Consider the following 22,907-nt stretch of genomic DNA (forward strand, 5'->3'; position numbering starts at 1 on the left):
GCCGATGATATGCAACTCAGGCGACACTTCAATATAGGGGATGGTGCAATGCCACAGGAACAGGTGCGACGTAACGCACAGTCGCAGCAGCAGGACGAGACGCAGCAGCAGCGGAGCGACGACGCGCAGCAGCGGATGCAGACGCAGGACCTCGACGCGGTGCTTGACGACATCGAATCCACATTGGAAAGCAATGCCGAGGAGTATGTCAGCAGCTTCGTGCAGAAGGGCGGGCAGTGATGCCTCAATTGCGGGGCTCGCAGAGTTCCTCCAGGGCGGATGAATTCGTCGAGAACGTGCATGATCGCGGTTTCTCACGCATCTTCGGCATTGAAACCGAATACGGTGTGAGCGTCACGGAAAACGACAAGGCCATTGAAGCGGGTCAGGTGGCGATGATGATGTTCCAGCCTGTGGTGACCCGCTCACGTTCGACCAACACCTATCTGGGCAACGGTGCCAGACTGTATTTGGACGTGGGCTCGCATCCCGAATACGCCACGGCCGAATCGCGTACGCCGATGGGTGCCCTGGCACAGGATCTCGCAGGCGAACGCATCATGGGCAGACTCGCTGCTGACGCCCAACAGCGCCTGAGGGAACACTACGGTGACGGGACCAGGATCCATCTCTTCAAGAACAACACGGATTCCTCGGGCCATTCATTCGGATGCCATGAGAACTATCTGCTGAGGCGTTTTGTGTCCCTGCGCACGGTCGAACGCGAGTTGATCCCCTTTCTGGTGACCAGACAGCTGTTTTCCGGTGCAGGCATGATGGGCCCCGATGGCTTTGAGATGTCGCAACGTGCACGTTTCCTCGATGATGCCGTTTCCAGCGCCACCACCCGCTCGCGACCGATGGTCAACACCCGCGACGAGCCCCACGCCGATCCCGACCATTACCGTCGCCTGCATGTGATCGTCGGCGACTCGAACCGTTCCCAACTGGCCACATGGATGAAGCTGGCGACCACACATCTGGTGTTGTCGGTCATCGAGGAAAGCGTGTCCCTGGGGGAGCGCTCACCATTCGACTCCTGCATGCTGGCGGATCCCGGGCAGGCCATACGACAGGTGAGCGGGGACATCACGGGCAAGGCACCGATCATGCTTTCCGCCGACGTTCCGGTGCGTGAGCACAGCTGCGCCTTGGAGATCCAGCGCAGCTACCTGCATGCCGTGCAATCCTTTGTCGCGCGCCATACCTCCTCGATCGACGCCATTCTCCCCGACGCGGCCCAGGTCTTGGAACTGTGGGAAAACGCCCTGGACTCCATCGACAGAGGCAGATGGCGAGAGCTTTCCTCCTGGGTGGATTGGGCCGCCAAACTCAACCTCTTCGAGAGGATGCGCGCGCGCAATAATGGAGGCTCTCCGCAGCTGGAGGCACGCATCAGGCAGATCGATCTGGAATACCACGATATCGTCAACGGGGTGACCTATCCCTCGCTGATGAGTCATGGCGCCTTGCGCTCATTGCTGGGGGAGGATGCGATTCGCGAGGCCGTCAGCAATCCCCCCGCAGATACCCGGGCGGCTTTGCGCGGTGCCTTCGTGGACGCCGCATTGCGTAAGGATGTGCTCTGGGCATGCGACTGGACGCATGTCTCATTGGCGTCCGGTAACAGGCTTGAGGCCGAGCTTCTCGACCCATTCAACCCGGAGCCCACCGAAGAGTATCTCCGGGTGATGGCCGCGGTGTCGGAACCCAAACCCTCACAGAACTGGTGACTGCGCAGGACACTGCGCCATGGTCACGGACATAGCAAAGAACCCCGATTCACGCCTGTGTAACCGGGGTTCGATTCGCTCGAAGTGAGCAGAGCTGACTACTTGGTGACGGCCTTCTTCAGCAGTGAACCGGCAGTGATACGAACGCCGTAGCTTGCTGGAATCTTGATGGTCTCGCCGGTGCGTGGGTTGCGGCCGGTACGTGCGGCACGCTTCACGCGCTCTGCGGAGAACAGACCCGTGAGCTTGAGACCTTCGCCTGACTTCAGGGACTCAACAAAAACGTCCTGAAAAGCGTTGACGGCGGCTTCTGCTTGAGCCTTGGTCAGGTTTGACTTCTGAGCGATCTTCGAAACGAGATCAGACTTGTTGTATGCCATGAAGCATCCTTCTGTCGGGGGTCCCCTTCCTTGCCGGGAAACCCATCGGTCATGTCCGATACTAGCGCAGATTGCCTGAAACCGCTGTATTTATCAGGGTTTTCACGCCTTTTTTCGATATCTTGGGATTTTGTTCGCACAGTTTCACCATCGTGCTCATCGGAGCATGCCGAATCGTGGCCGTGCACGCTCAGACGAGGTTGTGGGCGTTGAGCCACTTCATCGCCAGGGCTCCGAGCGGGATCCTCAACCAATAGGTCGCCACCCTGAAGAGCAGCGTGGCTGAAAGCGCGACTGCGGTGGGGACTCCGAGGCTTGAGAAGCCGAAGGTCAGAGCCGCCTCCACAGCCCCCAGGCCGCCGGGTGTGGGCACGGCCGAGCCGAGGGTGTTGGCGAGCAGGAAGATGAATGTCGTCTCCAGCACATTCGTCGGGTATCCGAAGGCCTTGAGGGCGGCCCAAAAGCTGAGACCGAAGGCGAGACTCTGGAGCAGTGCGCCCAGAGCGCTGATGGCCAGTTGTTTCGGCTGCGTGAGCATGTCAAGCAGCTGACGTGCGTAGGAGGCGATAATCGGCAGCAGCTTGTCGATCAGCAGCTTACGAAGCGGTGCGATCGCCATCGCGACCGATGCGGCGATGGCGACCACACCGAGGACGATGGCCAGGGTGTTGGTCGGAATCATGCTGGAGAATGAGTTCCGGCCCGTGAAGATTCCGATGACGATCAGCAGGATGAAGGTGGTGAGGAACTGCACGGCGACCACGGCGCTCATGATCGCGGTGGCGATGGTGTTGCGATACCCGCTTTTGCGCAGGAACTGCAGATTGACGAATGCCGGGCCGACACCCGAAGGCATGGAGACGGCCGTGAAGCTTGCGGCCACCTGCGACATGAATATGCCGAGATAATTGCGTTTGTCGCTGTCCATGAAGGCGCCGAGGCTGATACCGCTGCCGATCCAGGCGAAGATGCCCGAGATGAAGCACAGCACCGCCATCCAGGGGTCGGCATGGGAGATCGCATAGATGATCTGCTGCAGGTTCAGCTGGGTGAGCACCACCACAACCGCCACGACGAGCAGCAGCAGCGCGACGAATGAGCGCAGGTTGAAGCGGGACAAGGTCACCGGTTCGATGGCGTCCGTCATCTCATCCGAAGCCAGTGAGCGCAGCTGGGTGCGCAGTTCCGCGAGCAGATGCTTATCCCATCCCGGCAAGGCCCTGGTCTGGGCGGGAACGGCGACTTTCTGCAGGAAGGGGATCAGTGCGATCAGGATATCGTCGCCCCACACCTCACGGGTGAGGGACATCGCGCGATCGATGCCCATGGTGCAGGCCAGCAATGTGAGCAGCTGGACCCGGTCAACCGATTCATTGGCGCTGGAACTGCCGAAATCACCGTTCTGCCACCCCGCGATGAACCAGTTGCGTTTGCCGTCCACCGCGATGGAGTCAGGGGTGATGCTGCGATTGGTGAAGCCACGGTCGATGGCCCTGTCCAGATAGCGGAGCAGATCCCTGGCCTCCTCATCGCTGAGTTTCGTCAGGTCGCGGGAGACCAAGGCGGCGTCGGATTCAAGCACGAGTATGGAGGATTCTCCGCTTTCCGCGACGCCATACGGTTTGACGGTGCTCAGTCCTATGTTGCGCAGCCCGAGCAGCATGGCGAAATGGTGTTGGGTGGTGTCCTTCACCGAGCGGTCCCGGCGCATGGCCACGCCCGAGAATTTCACCCATTGCCACAGTTGCATCAGATAGCCTGCGGTGTATTTCTGGGAGTCGAGCACCGAGACGGTGTAGGACTTGTTCTCCGAGCTGAGGACCTCATACAGGCGGGAGCCATCGACGAGGTCATCCTGGAGTGAGGGTGCCGTTCCGAATGGCGTGGCCGCACTCTGCATCTCCACGGCTTTGAGCGCTTTGACCGTGATGCCGATGGATTGCAAGGCCTGGACGATGGAGGAGCCCCACGCGCCCTTGTTCTGGGTGCCGGCGATGAAGCGGATGCCCAATCCCACGATCCGACCGATGAAGAAGGAGATCAGCACACCGCTGATCGCGTTGGCGGAAAGCGCCACGACGATGATGGCGGTGGCATAGAGGATATTCCATCCCCACTTCACGCTGGCCCTCATCCGCCGTGGACCGGCCGCGCTGAGAAAAGCACCGATGCCCGCATACAGATCGGGCAGTAAAGCCGCTCCGCTCAACACCACGGAGGGGCTCAGCGCGCTGATGATCGTGGCATTGCCGGAATGCACGATGAGGTTCGAGACGACCCATGTCGCCCCGTATCCGCAGAAAAGTGCGATCGAGGAAGTGATGGACTGAAGCCATTCACGGGTGATGAGCAGATGGAACAACACCGACAGTACGACCACAACGGTGGTGAACTGTTGCAGGAGCGCCGTAGGCACGTCATACAGCCAATCCAAGGCCTGGCTCGCCGTGTGCACATCGTATTCGATGCCCTGGGTGACGCCCCGGAGGTAGATGGCGATAAGGACGACGACGGCGATCGCCGCGATCGATCCGGCTATCCTCACCAGATCGCCCATATCGCGCACACGCTGCGGCGGGGTGTCGCTGATGTGCGATGGGCTTTCGGAAGCAAGCACATTCGTATGGTCCTGGTGCCGGATGCCCTCGTCCATAGTGTCGGACACCTCTGTTTCGCTCGGGATTCTCATCGTCGGGCGAAGTCTACCAGACCATTCGCAATGCCCGTATACGTTGCCGGGGTGAGCTCCCTCAACCGTTTCGCGGTTTCGGGATCATAGTTCAACGAGTCGATGAAGCGCTGCACATCGTCCTGACCGATGTGGTGGCCGCGCATCAGTTCCTTGACCTGCTCATACGGGTTATCCATGCCGGATTTCCCCAGCAGGGCCTCGGCGCGCATCGCCGTCTGAATGGGCTCTCCCAGAACCTCCCAGTTGCCGTCAAGCTCCTCTTCGATAAGCGTCTCATTGGGATGAATCGATTGCAGACCGCCGAGCAGATTGTTCAATGCGAGCACGCTGTATCCCAATGCCGAGCCGATGTTGCGCTGCGTGGTCGAATCGGTCAGATCGCGCTGCCATCGTGATTCCACCAGAGTGGCTGCGAGGGTGTCCAGCAGGGAGCAGGAGATTTCGAGGTTGGCCTCCGCGTTCTCGAAGCGAATCGGGTTCACCTTGTGGGGCATCGTGCTCGATCCTGTCGCGCCCTTCACCGCTTCCTGAGCGAAGACGCCTCGCGAGATGTACATCCAGACGTCCACGGCGAGGTTATGCAGGATGCGGTTCACATGGCCGATGGTGGAATAGAGTTCGGCCTGCCAATCATGCGATTCGATCTGTGTGGTGAGCGGGTTCCAGGTCAGTCCCATGCGCTTGCTGACGAATTCACGCGATACCGCGACCCAATCGACATCGGGATAGGCCGCGATATGTGCACCGAAGGTGCCTGTCGCACCGTTGATTTTGCCGAGATACTCCTGCCCCGTCACTTTCCTGAGCTGGCGGTTGAGACGGAACACGTATACGGCCAGTTCCTTGCCGAGCGTGGTCGGAGTGGCCGGCTGCCCATGCGTGAGGCTGAGCATCGCCAGATCGCGGTACTGCTCGGCCTTGGAGTCGAGCAGATCGACGATGGTCTGCACGCCCGGCGTCCAGACCTGCTCGACGGCGTTCTTGATGCACCGCGCATAGGAAAGATTGTTGATGTCCTCGCTGGTGCAGGCGAAGTGGACGAGCGGTTTCAGACGGGGGAGCTCGCTCTGCTCGCCGAGTTCCTCGGCCGCGCTGTCCAGGCGACGGTCGATGTAGTATTCGACGGCTTTGACGTCATGACGCGTTGTGGCTTCGATCTCGGCCAGTTCGGCGATGCCCTCCGCTCCGAAGTCCTCCGGGATGGCGCGCAGATAGTCGATCTCGGCCTGGGTGAAGGCCTTGACTCCATTGATGATCGGCGTGCGTGGGGCGGCTTCGTCACCGGTGCCGTTGAATCCGTTGGCGAGCAGTATCATCCACTCGACTTCAACCCTCATACGCTCCCTGTTCAGGGCGGCTTCGCTGAGGTATTCGACCAGGGGGGCGGTCTGAGAGTGGTATCGCCCATCAAGAGGGCTCAGTGCTATTGCTGGGCTGATATCAGTGATCTTCATGCCACAAAGACTACCCGTAGCCGTAAACGTGATGGCATGCACAGGAGGCTTTCATGTCGACATACGACCTTCGTAGTAGAGGCTTTCCTGCAGTCCGCCGCTGACGATCCGGGAGAAATGGGCGTCGTGCTCCTGCGCGTCGGCAGATCCGAGGTCCTGCGCGGATTGCCAGGCTGCACGTTGGTAGTTCATGCCGTGGGGGAGTTCCCTGGCGCTGCCGCTTCCTGAAACCGGTGCCGAGAGATAGCGCCCGGCACCGTTGGAGGCCGGTGCGCTGGTGACGGTGCCACGGATCGTCAGCCATGATCGGCGTGGGGGATTGGATGCCCCGTCGAGTGACGAGACCAGTTCGTCATCGATCTCCATGCTGGTGACCCAGGTGGAGGCGGGCACCGGGTGGTTGGCGATCGGTGAACCCGCCGTGATGATGTGGCTGATGCGGTAGGCCGTGCCGGATTGCGCCGCCAGGCTGGCCGCGATGATGCCGCCTTGCGAATGCCCCACCAGGGCGACCTGGTCGCCGGGCCTGATGCCTGCTTCGGACATCGCCTCGAGTACGAAGCGAGCGCTCGCCGCCCGCATGTGTACATCGCTGTCATCGCTCATCAATTCCACGTTCTGCGCCCAACCCAGGGGTGAATCGGCGTACGGCTGGGTGCCGGGTATCGTCACCACCCAGCTGTCGGCCCCTGCGTCGTCGTGGTAGCGCTGGACGGCGACCGTGGACTTCGCGAGGCCAAGTGCGTCGAGGTTGTGCAGGGCATCGTCGATGGAATGTGCCGCAGGAAGAGCCGGAGCCTGCGATTGGATCCTGCTGACATGCAGAGAGCTGCCCTGCACCAGCCTTCCGATGAATCCTGCCGGAGATGCCAGGCGACCGGCCGCCTGATTCGCTTCATCATCCCTTGGCGCTCCCTGCAGGATCGGGAATGCGGGCATGACCGCGATGCGTTGGGAGAGTCCGGCCACAAGGCCTTCATGCGCCCAAGCGGTGCTGCCCGAGGCGTATGCGATATTGAACCGTCCCTCTTTCGCCACTCCGTAAGCGGCCCCCATGGCCGCCAGGGAGAGCGCACCCGCCGCCGTGCCCACGGGCATCAGCGCCATTGAGCCGCGCACGGCACGGTTGATGAGCGCCATCGTCGAGGATTCGGCATCCGAATACAGCGCACGTGCCCGCCAGAGCAGACCGGCCAGAACGGAACAGCGGCTGGCCAGGGCTTTGGCCGACCGCTGCTGTGCGGTGCACATGTGAATCAGATGATGATGATCGAAACTGCTGTGGCCGTTGAGACTGTGGGTGCCCATGCTGAAATCCCGGCAGAAGGGCACACTCCTGCTCAGGGCTTCAATCTGGATCAGGGCCGCCGCATAGGTATCGGCGAGCGCGCCCAAGCGTAGGGCGGTCCGGTTCAGCGCACCGGCATGCCTCTCCATCGCGTCCAGATCGACGCGGCTGCGGTGCACATCGCCATACACCGACGCCATCACGCCCCACATCAGCGGGCTCCTTGGATCAGGCTCATCCTCAGCATCTCCCGGGATGACATCTCCAAGGCTCCCAGGAGGGCATCGATACCGGCCAGTTCGGCACGAAAGCATTCGGCGGCGGCGCCCTGCCAATCGAGCAGGCCCGCACGCACCAGCACCGACCGGCACTCCTGCACCGTGTCATCCGTATCCGCGGTGACTCTGGAAACGGTGCTCTGGCATTGTCTGACGACCGCATGGCATCTGCACCATGACGCATCCACACCCATATCCGGAAGCTGTGGAAGCGCACCGATGGCTGCCGGGGGAGCGAAGGCGAAGGCCGTCTGGGAGCTTGTACTGGTCATGCCGAATAGTTCAGCGCATACTGCTCATGGATGCCAGCCGGACGAGGTCTGTGGTCGAATGTCGGTACAGCACAGGCGATGCGAGCGTCACGGGGAGGGGCTTCACTCCAGGGAACGCCATCGAGGGGGTTTACCAGGGCTTGACGTTCTCGCTGGTGCTGGTATTGCTCGACGAGGAGGAGGCGCTCGGTGATGGGCTTTGGGTCTGCTGATTCTGCTTGAGCAGCTCCTGCACCTTTTCGCGTTCCTCATTGGAGAGGCCCGAGGTTTCCGAACTATTGCTTTTCTTGTCGCTTTCCGCCTGCGATCCGCTGCTGCCCTGCTGCGAGGATTCCTGCTGTTTAAGCGCCTTTTCGATCAGGGATGTGAGTTTTCTGGATGTGGCGGCGTTGCTTTCGATCGATGCTTTGGCCGAGGGCACCAGTAGGGCGTTGAATGCCAACGCATCGGCGAATTGGTTGTCGTTCTGTTGCTGCGAGGTCTTGAGCATGTCGAGATCGGCTGCGTCCTTGCCGGCGGCCTTGATGTTGCTTTCCAGGCTTTGCGTCGCCTGGTTGTAGGCGTTGACCGCCATGATGTTGCCTGCCGAGACTATGCCGACGGCAAGCACCACCGCGGCCACAACCATCAGCACGATGCGCAGCGCCAGAGGGGCTTTCGCCTGTTTGCGCGCATTCGGTGATGTGATGGTGCTGCGGCTCATAGCATCCTCCTTGAGTTCACGATCCATAGTGCCGCCTCCCACAGGAGCAGAACCGCCGTCACGATGGCGAAAGGCCAGACGATGGGGGCGCTCAGTGTCCGCTCCTTCGGTGTGATGGTCAGACGGTATTCTTTCGAGGCTTGGGAGGTGGCTCCGTTCGCCACGGTGGTTTTGGCATCGACGGCCATATACCTGCCGCTCATCTCGTCCGCTATGGCCTTGAGATTCTTCGGATCCATCTTGGAGATGCCGGGCTGCTTGGTCGTCGGATCGATGACCCATTGCTCGCTGGTGTTGGCACCGGTGGTGTCGGTGACCGGTATCTTCCCTCCGGCCGTGGAGCCGACACCGATTGTCGTCGCATCATCGACGTATTGACGCAGGGATGAGAAGGAGCGTCTGGTCGCGGTGCTGGTCTGCTCGCCATCGGAGATGTAGTACACGACGATGGCATCATCGGGATGTTGTTCCTGCGCCGCTTTCAGCTGGATCAGCAACTGGTCGAGTGGGGCATCCAGGTTGGATCCGGAAGAGGCGAATGTGGATTCGGTGCTGAGTGTCTGCGCCCAGTTGTCGATTGCGGTGCTGTCCGGGGTAAGGGGCACATCAAGCGTTCCGCTGGCGCCGAAGCGCAATCCGGCGAAGCTGGCATCGGGATAGAGGGCGGTGATGTCCTGGATGGCTTTGACGGCTGCGGCGCTGCGGGTGATGGTCGTATCCGAACCGTAGTGGGCATCCTTCACCGCCATTGAATCCGTCACGTCGACCGCTATGAAGACATCCGTCGCATTGACCGCTTTGCTGGTGGTCCTGGTGACGATACTCGGGGTGAGCACCATGATGGCCAGCAGCAGCGCTATCGAGGTCCTGCGCACGCAGGACCACACCGTGGCGTCGGATGATCCGCGTTGGCGCCTGTAGAGCACGATCCCCATGACCGCGGCCGCGACCAACGCCAGGCATACGATGCTCGATGCGATCCAGCCCAAGGCCGGGGAGAAGGTGAATGAATCCATCATCCCGCTCATCGTCTCAGCCTCCAAACCGTTATCAGATATCCGAGGAAGACCAGCGAGAGCCCAAGCACCCACCATCCCGGTGCGTCCAGCAGACTCGACTGCGAGGCCTGCTCTGAATTGCCGCCTCGACGGGTATCTATCTCCCTGACCAGCTCATCGATCGAAGCGCCGGAACGTTCGCTGAGGAAAACGCCGCCGTGCCCTTCGATCTGGGTCTGCATCTGCTTGGTGCTGGCGTCGTTGAGGCTGGCATCCGGTCCGGCGAAGATGCCGTCGACGCTGATCTGGGCGCTTTTGGTCAGTTCCAGCGCCTGTTGCAGTGAGTACTGGGGTGTTCCCGAAACGACGTTGTCGGTGGCGAGCACAATCGAGGAGCTTCTGCGCGTTGCCGTGGAGGTGCCGCTCTGCGAGCCGCTGCCGTAGCTGAATCCGGGAAGCATGGCCGCGCAGCTGACCAGTCCGTCACCGATCAGTGATGTCTGATCCTTGATGTTCTGGGTGCCGTCAAGCCAGTCGGAAATCTGCTGGTACTGCTTGTCGCTCATCTTGTCGATATCGTCCTGCGATTGAACGCCTCCAAGGATGTCCTTCGCCGAGGAAAGCTGCTTGGAGACCAGACTGTAATCGTCGGTCAGGGGGAACACGGTGCGTGAGGTGGAATTGAAGATGCTCAATGCTATGCGTTCGCCTTGGAATTTGGAGACCAGATCAAGGTATGTGGAGATGATCTCGCGGTCATAGGGGAGTGTGGATCCGGAGACGTCAAGGCACAGCACGATGTCCCTGCTGCTGGAGGTCTCATCCTGTGAGCTGACCGTGGAGGGCCTGCCCACCAGGGCCGTGACGAGCAGCAAGGCAAGGACCAGCAGGATGAAGGCCACACGTTTCAGTGTGTTCCACAGCTTGTAGCGGGCCGACACCTCTTCGGTCCGCAGATCACCTGCGATGTCCCAGGCGTAGGCATCCCGCGTCGGGTCCGCGGTGCGCGAGGAACGGCGCAGACGGAACCAGACGATGCCCAGTGCGAGCAGTGCGATGACGATCGCCGCGACGACGGCCCACGGCCAGCGCCATATCAGTAAAGCGTTCATACTCGGCGATCACCGTCCCCAACGGTCGATGAGATTGGACACCCATTCGGATGCCTCGGCAACGGTGGCCTCCCGTGCCTGGGTATTGAAGGCGGCGTCGGCGAATTCCGGCGGATACAGGGCCGCAATGGTCTGCCTGAGCAGATCAAGCCCACGCTGTTGCGTGTTGTACGCCTCCGTATGCAGATCAAGAAGCGTGTGCGAAGACATGTCCTTCCCTGTCGCGTTGGATGCGAAATCTCTGGATAGCTGCGCCAAGGACAGGAAAGCCTCGTCTTTGGTGATGGTTTTGCTCTCATATGCATCAACGATGTCGCGGACCTTGCTCCTCCAAGGGTCGGCGCGCGCTTCGCTGCTGTGCGAACTGACCGGTTTCGTTTCCTGTCTGCGGGGTCGCCCAAGCAGCACGGCCGTCACGATCAGCGCCGCCGCCACGCATACGCAGAGCGCCAGGACCATCCAGAAGACGGATGCGGGCTGCTGCGCCAGGGCTTTCAGTCCGCTGGTGTCAAGGGCAAGAACTGATGAGGATGTCATTGGGCGCCCCCGATGTTCAGTGTCTTCGGGCTGCGCAGCAGGTTTCTCGACGATCGCGTCAGGGTCGAGGAGACGATTCTGATGAATTCCGTGAACATCAGCTCGCTTGATGCGCAATGCAGCAGCGTGGATCCCGCATGGTCGAGCTCCAATCGCAGTGCGGTCGTGGCGAATTCACGGTGGTTCTCCACGGCTTTGGACATGTCGGGTTGTGCGAGGAAGGCCGGCATCCTCCGGCCGTCGCGTGCATTGACCACATGGCGGTAGCCGGACGGCCTGCTGAAGGGATTGATCGTGGCCACATCGACGACCACCACCGGGTGGCTCTGCGCGAGCTTCCTGATGGCATGCAGCTGTTTGTCACCCAAGGCCGTTTCATCGGTGGCAAGCACCACCAGTGCGTTGCGGTCCTGGATGGTGTTGGCGTAATCCAACAGGGCATCGATATGGCGGGCATTGTTCATCTGGCCCTGCAGTGCGTTGTCAAGGCGGTGCTCGAACTCCGTGAAGCCGCCGCTGAACTGCATCCTCGTTATGCTCGCGGCATCGGCGAGGACCAGGGAGATGTCATCCGAACGGCGCAGGCATAGGGATGCGAACATCGCCAGGGCATTGGCTGCCACGTCAATGGCCCTTTCGCCGCCCATGCAGCTGCCGCTCATCTCCCTGCCCACGTCGAGCAGCATCCACACGCGGCTGGTAGCCAGCCGTTCGCGTTGTGCGATCATCGGGCGTCCGGCGCGGGCGCTGCTCTTCCAGTCGATGAAGCGTGCCTCGTCACCCGATTCGTAGGCGCGTATGTCCATCGTGTCTCCGGTGCCGCCGGAACGGTGTGAAAGATGCTCTCCCTCAAGAACGCCGAGTGCCTTGCGCACGGTCGGCAGAGAGAGCTTGATCCCAAGGGCTTCGATTTTCCTGCGTACCGGGTCTGATGAAGCCTGAGCCGAACTCATGGTACGGGCACCGCCTGAAGCATCGAGTCGATGACCTGGTCGCTGGAGACATCATCAGCCAAGGCTTCGAAGGTCAGCAGAATACGGTGACGCAGCACCTCATGGGCGAAGAGCTTGACGTCCTCGGGGATCACATAGTCGCGCCCTGCGATCAGAGCATTGGCCTGGGCGATCCGCACCAGGGCGATCGAAGCTCGGGGGCTGGCGCCGAGACGGACCAGGCTCGCCAGTCCCTGGATCGGATGTTTGCCCGCCCCGCGGCTGGTCGCCACCAGATCCACCGCATACTCGACGATCGAATCGGAGATATGGACGCGGCGTGAAGCCTCACGGAGGAATTCGACATCCGCTATCGAAATCACATCCTCCTGTCCCAGCTGCTTGAGATCCGGTGTATCCGACCCGCGCTTCGCAAGCATGTGGAGCATGCGCTCCTCCTCTTCGGAGGTGGGGTATGTCATCTGGGCCTTCATCATGAAACGGTCCATCTGGGCTTCGGGGAGATTGTAGGTACCCTCCTCCTCGATCGGATTCTGGGTGGCGATGACCATGAAGGGCTTCGGCAGTGAGATGCGTTCGCCGCCTATGGTCGTGTTGCCTTCGGACATGGCTTCAAGCATGGCCGACTGGGTTTTGGCGTTGGAGCGGTTGATCTCGTCGAGCAGCACGAAATTGGCATGGATCGGACCGATGATGGTGGTGAATTTCTGCGCCGAGAAGTCGAAAACCTGGGTGCCCACCAGATCGGAGGGCATGAGATCGGGGGTGCACTGAACGCGCTTGAAGGTTCCGGACACCGAGGTGGCCAGGGTCTGCGCCGCCGTGGTTTTGGCGAGTCCCGGGACCGATTCGATGAGGATGTGGCCTGCGGCCACCAGCGTGACGATGAGTGAATCGCGCAGATTATCCTGACCTACGAGCGTGTGGGTGAAACGGGAGCGGATCCTGCCCACCAGCTCGCCGCTGCGGTTCAGGTCCTCCCTGCTCAGAGGGGTCTTCTGCCGTGATGCCGGTGACGGCAGCTTCGGCTGTGGGATGGTGTTCTGCGATTGCGCTGAGAATAAAGCCATGCACAACACTGTAACGGCAGTTTCTGACCGTCCAACGATTTCAGCTCTTAGTGGGCTGCGGGCAGGCTCCAATCAACGGCTTGCGCACCCATTGATTCCAAAGCCGCATTCGCCTTCGAGAATGGTTGTGATCCGAAGAAACCGTATCTGGCGGAGAGCGGGCTGGGATGGGGGGAGGCGATGATCGTGGCATGCGTCAGCAGTGGGGCCAGACTCTGCGCCTGACGTCCCCAGAGGATCGCCACCAGGGGTTTCGGATTCCCCTGCGCATCGGTACGGGCGTTGAGCGCACTGATCGCGGCATCCGTTATCTGCTCCCAGCCTTTGCCCCGATGACTTCCGGGCGCACCGACCCCGACCGTCAGACAGCGGTTGAGCAGCATCACGCCCTGCTTCGTCCACGGTGTCAGGTCGCCGTTGATCGGTGGCTGCACATGCTCATCGTCGATCAGTTCTTTGAAGATATTGCGCAGACTGCCTGGGAGTGGCCTGACGGCGGGGTCGACGCAGAAGCTCAGCCCCACCGGATGCCCAGGTGTCGGATAGGGATCCTGCCCTACGATGAGCACCTTTATCTGGTCGAATGGAATCGTGAAGGCACGCAGGATGTTGCCGCTTGCCGGGAGGTATTGGCGGCCTTGGGCGTGTTCCTCACGAAGGAATGAACCCATCGTATGGATATTGTCCTCGACGCCGCTCAGGGCCTGCGCCCAACCTGCTTCAACGAGTTCGGACAGTGCTTTGACATGCATGGTGCCATTGGTCTCGGTCATGGTGTCCACAGTAGTATGAGTGCAGGAATGAGGTTCCAATCCCCGCGTGCTCTTCGAGCCGCAGCCTGATGACCTGATAACCCATTACACTCATGGTGTAGCCGAATGAGGAGTCTTTGATGACACAAAAGCGCAGCGCGGGCGACGCACATGACACATATCCGTCCGATGAGTTCGATAATCCACCCGCAGGCCCGGTGGGCGTGCACAGGGGACCGCGTTCTCTGGCGGTAAGGGTGGTGCCCTACGTTGTGGTCCTGCTGGTGGCCGCCGTGCTCGGTCTGGCCGCATGGGGGATGTTTTCCGGGAACCTCAATAATCTCAGCCTGCCCTGGTCCTCCAACCAGAGCTCGCAGACGGCAAGCACCACGGCCTCCTCCACATCCTCATCGGCGAAGGCATCTGAATCATCATCGACGGCGTCGGCTTCGGACACGGCTTCGGCATCCTCCTCGGATGCCTCGGCCAGCACGTCGAGCGCATCCCCCTCGGCATCCGAATCAAGCTCCGCCACGCAGACGGTGAACAAGGCGACCAGCATCCGTGTGATCAACGGCACGGGCACCAGCGGTTATGCCGCACAGAAGCGGACGGTGCTCACCCAGGCGGGTTACACCAATGTGACTGCCAGCAATCCCTCCGGAAACCTGCCGACTTCGAGCGTCGTCTGGTATCAGAATGAAACGGATAAGGCCACGGCTGAGGATGTCGCGAGTTCCCTCGGCATCAGCACGGTCACGCAGGTCGCGAATATTTCCGCACCGGTCGTCGCGGTTTTGATGAATTAGTGTGTTTTTCGGCGTTTCATCCACAACTGCGCTTACAATGGTTAAGCCGACCGGTAAGAAGCGGTGAGTTTCGCCTCTGCCGTGAAGCGGCACATTTTCTAAGGAAGTAAGTTATGGCACAAGGCACTGTGAAATTCTTCAGCGCTGGCAAGGGTTATGGTTTCATCAACCCCGACGACGGTGGCGAGGATGTTTTCGTTCATTTCTCCGCTATCCAGTCAGATGGATTCAAATCTCTTGATGAGGGCGATAAGGTCGAGTACGAGGTAGAGCAGGGAGCCAAGGGTCTCCAGGCAACTAAGGTCTCCAAGATCTGAGATTCCTCGGGCATCGTCCTGATCAAGGCTTCGGGCATCGTCCGGGGCCTTTTTTCATGCCCGAAATGGCGTTTCAACGGTGATTCGTCCCAGGGATGGTGCATCGGGGTGGTGCATCGGGGTGGTGCATACGGATGGTGCATACGGTCGTGGGCATGACGGGTGCCTTCGGACTCGCTCTGGTGTTCGCAGCACGCGAAGTTGGCACTCTCAAACGCAGAGTGCTAACCTCGCTGTTAGCACTCATGGTACGAGAGTGATAATCAGGCAGCTGACGGCTCGGTTATTCTGTCGCCCGGGGTGGGTACTTAATACCTCAAGCAATTCTGGAGGAGACAATGGCAAAGATTATTGCTTATGACGAGACAGCTCGTCAGGGAATGCTCGCGGGTCTGGATAAGCTCGCGGACACCGTTAAGGTCACCCTTGGACCCAAGGGACGCAACGTGGTTCTGGACAAGAGCTACGGCGCACCGACCATCACCAACGATGGCGTGTCCATCGCCAAGGAAATCGACCTGGAGGATCCTTACGAGCGCATCGGTGCTGAGCTCGTCAAGGAAGTCGCCAAGAAGACCGATGATGTCGCAGGTGACGGAACCACAACCGCAACCGTTCTGGCACAGTCCCTCGTTCACGAAGGTCTGAAGAACGTAACCGCCGGTTCCAACCCGATCGCGCTTCGTCGCGGCATCGAGAAGGCTTCGGATGCCATCGTCAAGGAGCTCATCGCAGCTGCCAAGGACGTGGAGACCAAGGACCAGATCGCCGCTACCGCAACGATCTCAGCCGCTGACCCAGAGGTCGGCGAGAAGATCGCGGAAGCTCTCGACAAGGTCGGTCAGGACGGCGTTGTAACCGTCGAGGACAACAACCGCTTCGGTCTGGACCTGGAGTTCACCGAGGGCATGCGTTTCGACAAGGGATACATCGCCCCTTACTTCGTGACGAATGCCGATGAGCAGACCGCTGTTCTGGATGATCCTTACATCCTGCTCACCTCCGGCAAGCTTTCCAGCCAGCAGGACGTGGTGCACATCGCAGAGCTGGTCATGAAGACCAGCAAGCCGCTGCTGATCATCGCCGAGGATGTTGACGGAGAGGCTCTGCCTACCCTGATCCTCAACAAGATCCGTGGCACCTTCAACTCATGCGCGGTCAAGGCCCCGGGCTTTGGAGACCGTCGCAAGGCGATGCTGCAGGATATGGCGATTCTGACCGGTGCGCAGGTCGTATCCGATGAGCTCGGCCTCAAGCTCGAGTCCATCGATACCAGCGTGCTCGGTACCGCCAAGAAGGTCATCGTTTCCAAGGATGAGACCACCATCGTTTCCGGTGGCGGCTCCAAGGAAGAGGTTTCGGCACGCGTTTCGCAGATCCGCTCCGAGATCGAGAACACGGATTCGGATTACGACCGTGAGAAGCTGCAGGAGCGTCTGGCCAAGTTGGCTGGCGGCGTTGCGGTTATCAAGGTCGGCGCAGCCACCGAGGTCGAGGCCAAGGAGCGCAAGCACCGCATCGAGGATGCCGTTCGTAACGCGAAGGCCGCCATCGAGGAAGGCTTGCTGCCAGGAGGCGGTGTCGCTTTGATCCAGGCTTCCGCCAAGGCCGAGAAGACGGTCGCACTTGAGGGTGATGAATCCACCGGTGCCGCCATCGTCTTCCGCGCCATCGAGGCCCCGATCAAGCAGATTGCCGAGAACTCCGGTCTCTCGGGTGATGTCGTGATCGACAAGGTCCGTTCGCTTCCCGACGGTGAGGGCTTCAACGCCGCCACCAACGAGTATGTCGATCTGCTTGCCGCAGGCGTGGCTGACCCGGTGAAGGTCACCCGCTCAGCACTGCAGAACGCAGCTTCCATCGCGGGACTCTTCCTCACCACCGAGGCGGTCGTCGCGAACAAGCCGGAACCGCCGGCAGCGGCAGCTCCTGCAGCCCCTGACATGGGTTACTGATAGTCGGTAGCTCTCCGTTCAGAGGTCTTGGGTACGGTACCCGTATCACACCCCTATGAAACACAGTGCGGCACACCCCAGGTGTGCCGCACTGTTGTATGTCAGCTGTATATCAGCGCCACTCCTGCCGACTCCCTTCCCATATGCCCCGTGCCTGGGCCGGGATGTGGATTCCGGCATGAATATCGCTGTGAGAATAGAGCGTCACTGCGAGAACAGCATGGTCGCCTGGGTCTCCGCCTCCGTATAGATCGAGGAGGCTTGCGAGAGGGCCTGCTGGATGCTCTCCAGGGATTGCTCCATCTGCTGCTGCGCCACGCGCCAGCGCTCGGCCACCTGTGTGAACTGCGTTGCGGCGGCTCCGGTCCATAATCCTTCAAGTCCCTGCAAACTGGCGTACATGCCGTTGACGGCTTCGCGTATGGCAGCGATTGAATGGTTCACGGCTGCACTGGAACTCAGGATTCTTTCGGAATCAACTTGATAGCTTGACATCATGCTTCCTTTCCTCGCAAGGGGATGCCCCGAACTGCGCACGGCGGGCAACTGCGGTGGAACAACCGCTATGGTGGAGGGTATGATACGTCGGAACTCATCACACGCCCCATCGGCTGATGTGCACGAATATGCTGACGGGATGGATCTTGGAGGAGCAAGGTTGGGAACTGTTAATTCGACAGCATCACGGAGCGGGCAATCGAATGCCCTGAGGCCTGTCCGAGGTGCCAGGCATCTGCTGCTGATGGTGCTGGCCGCACTGCTGCTCATATGGCCGATGCTCGGGCCGCTGCAGGCGAGCGCCGATGAAAGCCCGTCGTCTTCGGCTTCGTCCTCGTCGTCCGCATCCCCATCGTCCTCGTCGTCCGCGAGTTCGAGTGCCGACACGGGCATCACGACCACTGACTCGATAACCGATACCCAAAACCTCTTGGGGTCCCAGGTCAGTTCGGTCAGTGATGCGATCGCGCAGACGAAAAGCGAAAGCGGTGTGACCGTACGCTTGCTGTATCTCTCGACCTTCTCGGCGGGTAACAGCCCGGAGAAGTGGACCAGCCAGGTGCTGGAATCAACCGATCCTCCGGCGAATACGGTGCTGCTGGCGGTGGCGTCCCAGGATGGCAATCTGGTGGTCGCGGTCTCCGCGAATTCCGAGGCCTGGCTTCAACAGCAATCAACCGTCGACGAGCTGTCGGCGGCCGCGCTCAAGCCCATAACCGAGGGGGACACCCCTGATTGGGCGGCTTCCGCGAAGGATATGATGTCCACCATCGTGCAGCTGCAGCAGACATCAACGACCAGCACGACCCAGCGTGTGGGAACGGTGGTCTTCGTCGTGGTGCTCATCGTGCTGCTGATCGCCGCCGCCGTGCTCTTCGTGATGCATCGACGTCGGAACAGGCGTAAGGCGGATGCCCGGAGGAAGGGCGAGAACCCGGATGCGCAGGAGGGTGCCCACAGCAGACGGGCCAGGCGTCGCGAACATCGGCGCCGAGGAACGCCGTCGCCGGATGACGGGGGAGAAGGCACCGGTCAATCCTCTGATGATGCCGCCTCGGATGATGACCATAAGCTCCCTGTCGCAGGCGACGGCGAGGAGAATGGCAGTGGAAGCGGTGCTGCAGATGACGGCGACGCTGGATCGGGTGATGAGACCAGCACCATAGGAGCCGACGCCATTCAGGACGCTCCGGTACGCAGAAGGGACCGCAACGCCCGCGGCAAACAGGCCTCCCGACGGGGGAAAAGAAGCTGGCATCTTCCCGGCAGAACGGGGGGAGAGGGAAATTCCAACAACAATTCAGATGATATTCAGGAAACCTCCAGTGATTCGGGTCAAGCTTAAATCATGAACAAGCCTATAGAAGCATCGATCGTTGTCGTAGATGATGAACCATCAATCAGGGAACTCCTGGTCGCGTCTTTGCATTTCGCCGGTTTCGAGGTGAATGCCGCCGCATCGGGGTCGCAGGCCATAGAGGTCATCGAAAAAGTGCAGCCGGATCTGATTGTGCTCGATGTCATGCTCCCTGATATCGATGGTTTCACGGTGACGCGACGCATCCGTCAGGAGGGCATCGATGCTCCGGTCCTGTTCCTCACCGCAAGGGACGATACGCAGGACAAGGTGATGGGACTCACCGTGGGCGGTGACGATTACGTGACCAAGCCATTCAGCCTTGAGGAGGTTGTGGCCAGAATCCGCGCCATTCTGCGCCGTACGCGCGAGCAGGTGGAGGATGATCCGATCATTCGCGTCGGGGACCTGGAGATCAACGAGGATTCCCATGATGTCTCCCGCGCAGGTCAGGCAATCGATCTGAGCCCGACCGAATACAAACTGCTGCGCTATCTGATGGACAACGAGGGACGTGTCCTCAGCAAGGCGCAGATACTCGACCATGTGTGGCAGTACGACTGGGGCGGGGATGCCGCGATTGTGGAATCATACATCTCCTATCTGCGCAAGAAGGTCGATGGCATCGAGACGCGTGACGACAACGGAGAAACACGAAAAGTCATTCCTCTGATCCAGACCAAGCGTGGCATAGGGTACATGATCCGGGAACCGAAGTCCGCATCGAGCGCATCGTGAACACTGCTCGGCGTGATTCCTCGGCGCAGTCCAGCCCTCAGGCGGAAACGCAACACCAGGACAGGAATCCGCATTGGTGGAAGCGCGTCAAGGCCCCTCTGATGAGGCAGCTCGATTCGGTCCCGTTGAGCACCAAACTGGTCGCGTCGATGCTGGTCGTGCTGGTGATGGGAACGGTGGGGATCACCTTCGCCATACGGTATCTGGTCGGCGGTTACCTGCTGGATAAAACCGATACGCAGTTGATGAGACAGGCGTCCCTGATCTTCAACAACATCCGCCAGCTCAGCCAGGAGGACAACGGCAAGGGAGGGGTCGGGCCGACCGATTACTTCCTGCAGATCCGTGATTCCAAATACCAGGTGATGACCACGGCTCTGACGCCCACCTTGTCGTCGGGTGTCACATCCTCTCCGGTCCTGCCTGCCTCCGGTTCGATGGGTTCGGTGCAGATCGGCCATCCCTTCACCACGACGGCCACGGTGAGCGTCACCCCGGGCCAGGCCCCGGCGGATAGCGCGACCTTGAAAATGGCGGAGTCGCCATGGCGGGTTGTGGCCCTGGAATGGGAGATACAGGGTCAGGCGGATGGACAGGAATCAAGCCACGGGGTGCTGTTCATCGGTCTGTCGCTCAGTGACCAGCTTGATACGACCGAAACCCTGACCAAATACAGCATCATCGTGGGCATAGGCATCGTGCTTATGGGGGCCGTACTGGCCATGCTCATCATCCAACGAACCTTGCGGCCCTTGAAACGAATCGAGAAAACAGCCGCGCAGATCGCCGCGGGGGATCTCTCGCAACGTATTCCCCCGGTACCTGATACCACCGAGGTGGGTTCCCTCTCCTCGTCCCTGAACGCGATGCTTGCGCGAATAGAGCAGAGCTTCGACGAGCAGACGGAAACCACCGAGAAGATGAAGCGTTTCGTTTCCGATGCCAGCCATGAGTTGCGGACACCCTTGGCCGCCATCCATGGGTATGCGGAGCTGTACAAGATGCAGCGCGACTATCCGGGCGCTCTGGAGCGGGCGGATGAGTCGATCCAGCATATCGAGTCTTCAAGCACACGTATGGCCGTGCTGGTGGAGGATCTGCTGTCGCTCGCACGCCTTGACGAAGGCAGGGGCATCGATGTGCATCAGGAGGTGAAGCTGAGTTCGGTCGTGAATGATGCCGTCGACGATCTGCATGCGCTTGACCCCGTCAGGAACATCGCATTCGGTACCTTGGCGGTTCGTGGGATACCGGCACAGGACAGCGTGACGGGATTGGCTGCGCTCAACCGGCAGGACAGCACCAAGGGTGTGCATCACACTCCCGCCATCGGGCAGTCCAAAACCGCACCGAGCTTCGCCTTCATAGCCGGTATGGTTCCGGAGGTCACGATTCCCGGTGATCCTTCCCGCCTGCGACAGGTGGTGACGAATATCGTCGGCAACATCCACCGCTACACCCCGACGGATTCACCCGTGCAGGTCGGCCTTGGGGTCATGCCCGCCTCGATCAGCACCGCGGCGCTCTCACGTCTGCCATCGAAGACCTCGTCCTTGGCCCGTTTCATCGAAGCTGCCGAAGTCGCCCAGGGCAATAGCACAGGCACCCGCTACGCCGTTGTCCAGTTCTCCGATCACGGGCCGGGGGTTTCCGAGGAATCCCTGTCCCAACTCTTCGAACGGTTCTATACCGCGGATCCTTCACGTGCCCGCGAAAAGGGCGGCACCGGCCTGGGGCTGGCCATCGCCCAGTCCGTGGTCAAAGCTCATCACGGCATGATCTGCGCGACCCAAACAGCGGGTGGCGGCCTCACCTTCACCGTGATCCTTCCTCTGGGCGCTCAGCACCCGGGTGGGGCACAGGCGGATGCCCAGCAGGCGGATGCGCAACACGCTGATTCCAAGCACGCTGATTCCATCCATACAGGGGACAAACAGAAGGGCGTCAGATCGAAGGACGCGAACAAGTCCCCGAAGTCCACCTCCGTAAAGTCAAGCGCTGTAAAGTCAACCGCAGCAAAGAGCACCGGTGTAGCAACTCCGGACGTCAGGACTGCGGGTGCTGCAAGCGCGGGTACAACGAGCACTGGTGCAACGAGTACCGGTGCAGCAACCGCAGACACCCAGGACCTCAGCCGAGAGAAGAGTCCGGAGCCTGCGTCCTCGGCCTCGGAGCCCTCTGATGATGCTGCGGCATCCAACACGCCGGACGTAGCGGATGCAGCGGATACATCGCCTGCTGTGACGGCAGCGGAGGGTGCTACAGCTGCCGAGAAGCAGCAGACGCATCCGGATGATGCTTCGAACCGGGGCGATGATACGCCGCAGTCCGAGGGATCGCCTGCCGATCACGCCGGCTCTTCGCAGCAGGAGGCCCCCCGGAATGGGGCACGGACGAAACAGCGTTTTCCGTGGTTCACCCCCAAGGATGGACGCATGCCGAGATGAGCGTCGGCTAGCGCTCGCTTTGCTCTCTGCGGCGGTGCATCTGCAAGGCCCGGCGATGATTGACCGAAAGCGCAATACATAGCGCTGCCTATTGCGCTAGACTTGGTATTTGGTTTATTGGACGCATGCACGTGAGGAACGTGTCTATTCGGATTGCAGAGAGGTGCAGATATGCCCAGCGGGAAAGTACGTTGGTTCGATGCCGCGAAAGGTTTCGGATTCATAACCGGTGATGACGGTGAGGATGTGTTCCTTCCCTCAAGCGCATTGCCTGCGGGCGTATCTACCTTGCGTAAGGGTGCCAAGGTGGAGTTCTCGGTGGCCGAGGGGCGCAAGGGCCCACAGGCGCTTGACCTGTCCCTGGTCGGGCCTCAACCCTCCGTTGTCAAGGCCACCAGGCCGAAAGCCGACGATATGGTGGCGATCGTCGAGGATCTGATCAAGCTGCTCGATTCCGCCGGCAACGGTTTGCGCAGACATCGGTATCCATCACCTGCGGATTCTCGCAAACTGGCCACGGTGCTGCGTGCAGTCGCCGATAATTTCGACGTTCAGGATTGATCA

21 protein-coding genes and 1 pseudogene are annotated in these 22,907 nt (G+C 60.5%); 9 read left to right on the forward strand and 13 right to left on the reverse strand.

Features of this window, described 5'->3' with window-relative positions:
- Positions 1-48: 48 nt before the first annotated feature.
- Both BPSY_RS06700 and BPSY_RS06705 read left to right on the forward strand, forming a co-directional pair.
- Positions 49-240, forward strand: a complete 192-nt coding sequence (locus tag BPSY_RS06700) for a ubiquitin-like protein Pup (protein WP_033496651.1) — start codon at positions 49-51, stop codon at positions 238-240.
- Positions 240-1,733 (forward strand): proteasome accessory factor PafA2 family protein, encoded by a 1,494-nt coding sequence (locus BPSY_RS06705; protein ID WP_033496650.1) that lies wholly within the window; start codon positions 240-242, stop codon positions 1,731-1,733. Before BPSY_RS06700 ends, BPSY_RS06705 begins: the two co-directional genes overlap by 1 nt.
- Positions 1,734-1,831: 98 nt before the next feature.
- Here BPSY_RS06705 and BPSY_RS06710 read toward each other — a convergent pair whose 3' ends face one another.
- The 12 genes from BPSY_RS06710 to BPSY_RS06765 all read right to left on the reverse strand — a co-directional run bounded on the left by BPSY_RS06710 (position 1,832) and on the right by BPSY_RS06765 (position 14,243).
- A complete protein-coding gene (locus tag BPSY_RS06710; protein WP_033496649.1) occupies positions 1,832-2,113 on the reverse strand; it encodes an HU family DNA-binding protein in 282 nt (93 codons plus the stop codon).
- Between the two features lie 190 nt (positions 2,114-2,303).
- A complete protein-coding gene (locus BPSY_RS06715; protein ID WP_051921780.1) occupies positions 2,304-4,766 on the reverse strand; it encodes a lysylphosphatidylglycerol synthase transmembrane domain-containing protein in 2,463 nt (820 codons plus the stop codon).
- 32 nt (positions 4,767-4,798) lie between these two features.
- The gene (gene purB, locus BPSY_RS06720; protein WP_033496648.1) at positions 4,799-6,259 is read right to left on the reverse strand and encodes an adenylosuccinate lyase; all 1,461 of its coding nucleotides are present in this window, start codon (positions 6,257-6,259) and stop codon (positions 4,799-4,801) included.
- Between the two features lie 51 nt (positions 6,260-6,310).
- Complete coding sequence (locus BPSY_RS06725) at positions 6,311-7,759, reverse strand: PGAP1-like alpha/beta domain-containing protein (RefSeq protein WP_051921781.1); 1,449 nt, start codon at positions 7,757-7,759, stop codon at positions 6,311-6,313.
- On the reverse strand, positions 7,759-8,097 hold the full coding sequence (locus BPSY_RS06730; protein ID WP_033496647.1) for a hypothetical protein: 339 nt from the start codon (positions 8,095-8,097) through the stop codon (positions 7,759-7,761). Before BPSY_RS06730 ends, BPSY_RS06725 begins: the two co-directional genes overlap by 1 nt.
- Positions 8,098-8,227: 130 nt before the next feature.
- Positions 8,228-8,800, reverse strand: coding sequence for a DUF6466 family protein (locus BPSY_RS06735; protein WP_033496646.1), 573 nt, complete (start codon positions 8,798-8,800; stop codon positions 8,228-8,230).
- Positions 8,797-9,816: a vWA domain-containing protein gene (locus BPSY_RS06740; protein ID WP_033496759.1), complete on the reverse strand. Its 1,020-nt coding sequence runs from the start codon at positions 9,814-9,816 to the stop codon at positions 8,797-8,799. The genes BPSY_RS06735 and BPSY_RS06740 overlap by 4 nt, the downstream gene beginning before the upstream one ends.
- An 8-nt stretch (positions 9,817-9,824) precedes the next feature.
- Positions 9,825-10,910 carry a VWA domain-containing protein gene (locus BPSY_RS06745; protein ID WP_033496645.1) on the reverse strand — a complete coding sequence of 362 codons (1,086 nt, stop codon included), beginning with the start codon at positions 10,908-10,910 and terminating at the stop codon, positions 9,825-9,827.
- 9 nt (positions 10,911-10,919) lie between these two features.
- Positions 10,920-11,447, reverse strand: a complete 528-nt coding sequence (locus tag BPSY_RS06750; RefSeq protein ID WP_033496644.1) for a hypothetical protein — start codon at positions 11,445-11,447, stop codon at positions 10,920-10,922.
- On the reverse strand, positions 11,444-12,400 hold the full coding sequence (locus BPSY_RS06755; protein WP_033496643.1) for a DUF58 domain-containing protein: 957 nt from the start codon (positions 12,398-12,400) through the stop codon (positions 11,444-11,446). The genes BPSY_RS06750 and BPSY_RS06755 overlap by 4 nt, the downstream gene beginning before the upstream one ends.
- A complete protein-coding gene (locus BPSY_RS06760; protein WP_033496642.1) occupies positions 12,397-13,470 on the reverse strand; it encodes an AAA family ATPase in 1,074 nt (357 codons plus the stop codon). The genes BPSY_RS06755 and BPSY_RS06760 overlap by 4 nt, the downstream gene beginning before the upstream one ends.
- 47 nt (positions 13,471-13,517) lie before the next feature.
- A complete protein-coding gene (locus BPSY_RS06765) occupies positions 13,518-14,243 on the reverse strand; it encodes a uracil-DNA glycosylase (RefSeq protein ID WP_033496641.1) in 726 nt (241 codons plus the stop codon).
- 119 nt (positions 14,244-14,362) lie between these two features.
- Here BPSY_RS06765 and BPSY_RS06770 point away from each other — a divergent pair, with 119 nt between their 5' ends.
- From BPSY_RS06770 to groL, 3 genes are all read left to right on the forward strand, one after another.
- On the forward strand, positions 14,363-15,031 hold the full coding sequence (locus BPSY_RS06770) for a LytR C-terminal domain-containing protein (protein WP_033496640.1): 669 nt from the start codon (positions 14,363-14,365) through the stop codon (positions 15,029-15,031).
- Positions 15,032-15,144: 113 nt separating this feature from the next.
- A complete protein-coding gene (locus tag BPSY_RS06775; protein ID WP_033496639.1) occupies positions 15,145-15,348 on the forward strand; it encodes a cold-shock protein in 204 nt (67 codons plus the stop codon).
- A 338-nt stretch (positions 15,349-15,686) separates the two neighbouring features.
- The gene (groL, locus tag BPSY_RS06780; protein WP_033496637.1) at positions 15,687-17,303 is read left to right on the forward strand and encodes a chaperonin GroEL; all 1,617 of its coding nucleotides are present in this window, start codon (positions 15,687-15,689) and stop codon (positions 17,301-17,303) included.
- 204 nt (positions 17,304-17,507) lie between these two features.
- Here groL and BPSY_RS06785 read toward each other — a convergent pair whose 3' ends face one another.
- On the reverse strand, positions 17,508-17,798 hold the full coding sequence (locus tag BPSY_RS06785) for a WXG100 family type VII secretion target (RefSeq protein ID WP_033496636.1): 291 nt from the start codon (positions 17,796-17,798) through the stop codon (positions 17,508-17,510).
- Positions 17,799-17,961: 163 nt separating this feature from the next.
- On the opposite strand from BPSY_RS06785, the gene BPSY_RS11095 reads away from it, so the two are divergent.
- The 4 genes and pseudogenes from BPSY_RS11095 to BPSY_RS06805 all read left to right on the forward strand — a co-directional run bounded on the left by BPSY_RS11095 (position 17,962) and on the right by BPSY_RS06805 (position 22,904).
- Positions 17,962-19,146, forward strand: coding sequence for a TPM domain-containing protein (locus BPSY_RS11095; protein ID WP_152596815.1), 1,185 nt, complete (start codon positions 17,962-17,964; stop codon positions 19,144-19,146).
- 3 nt (positions 19,147-19,149) lie between these two features.
- A complete protein-coding gene (locus tag BPSY_RS06795) occupies positions 19,150-19,896 on the forward strand; it encodes a response regulator transcription factor (protein ID WP_033496635.1) in 747 nt (248 codons plus the stop codon).
- A gap of 101 nt (positions 19,897-19,997) precedes the next feature.
- A pseudogene (locus tag BPSY_RS06800) lies at positions 19,998-21,797 on the forward strand (sensor histidine kinase); the annotation flags it as partial.
- 717 nt (positions 21,798-22,514) lie between these two features.
- Positions 22,515-22,904: a cold-shock protein gene (locus tag BPSY_RS06805; RefSeq protein WP_033496633.1), complete on the forward strand. Its 390-nt coding sequence runs from the start codon at positions 22,515-22,517 to the stop codon at positions 22,902-22,904.
- Positions 22,905-22,907: the final 3 nt, after the last annotated feature.

The sequence above is a fragment of the Bifidobacterium psychraerophilum genome (genome assembly GCF_000741705.1).
Taxonomy (GTDB): Bacteria; Actinomycetota; Actinomycetes; order Actinomycetales; family Bifidobacteriaceae; genus Bombiscardovia; species Bombiscardovia psychraerophila.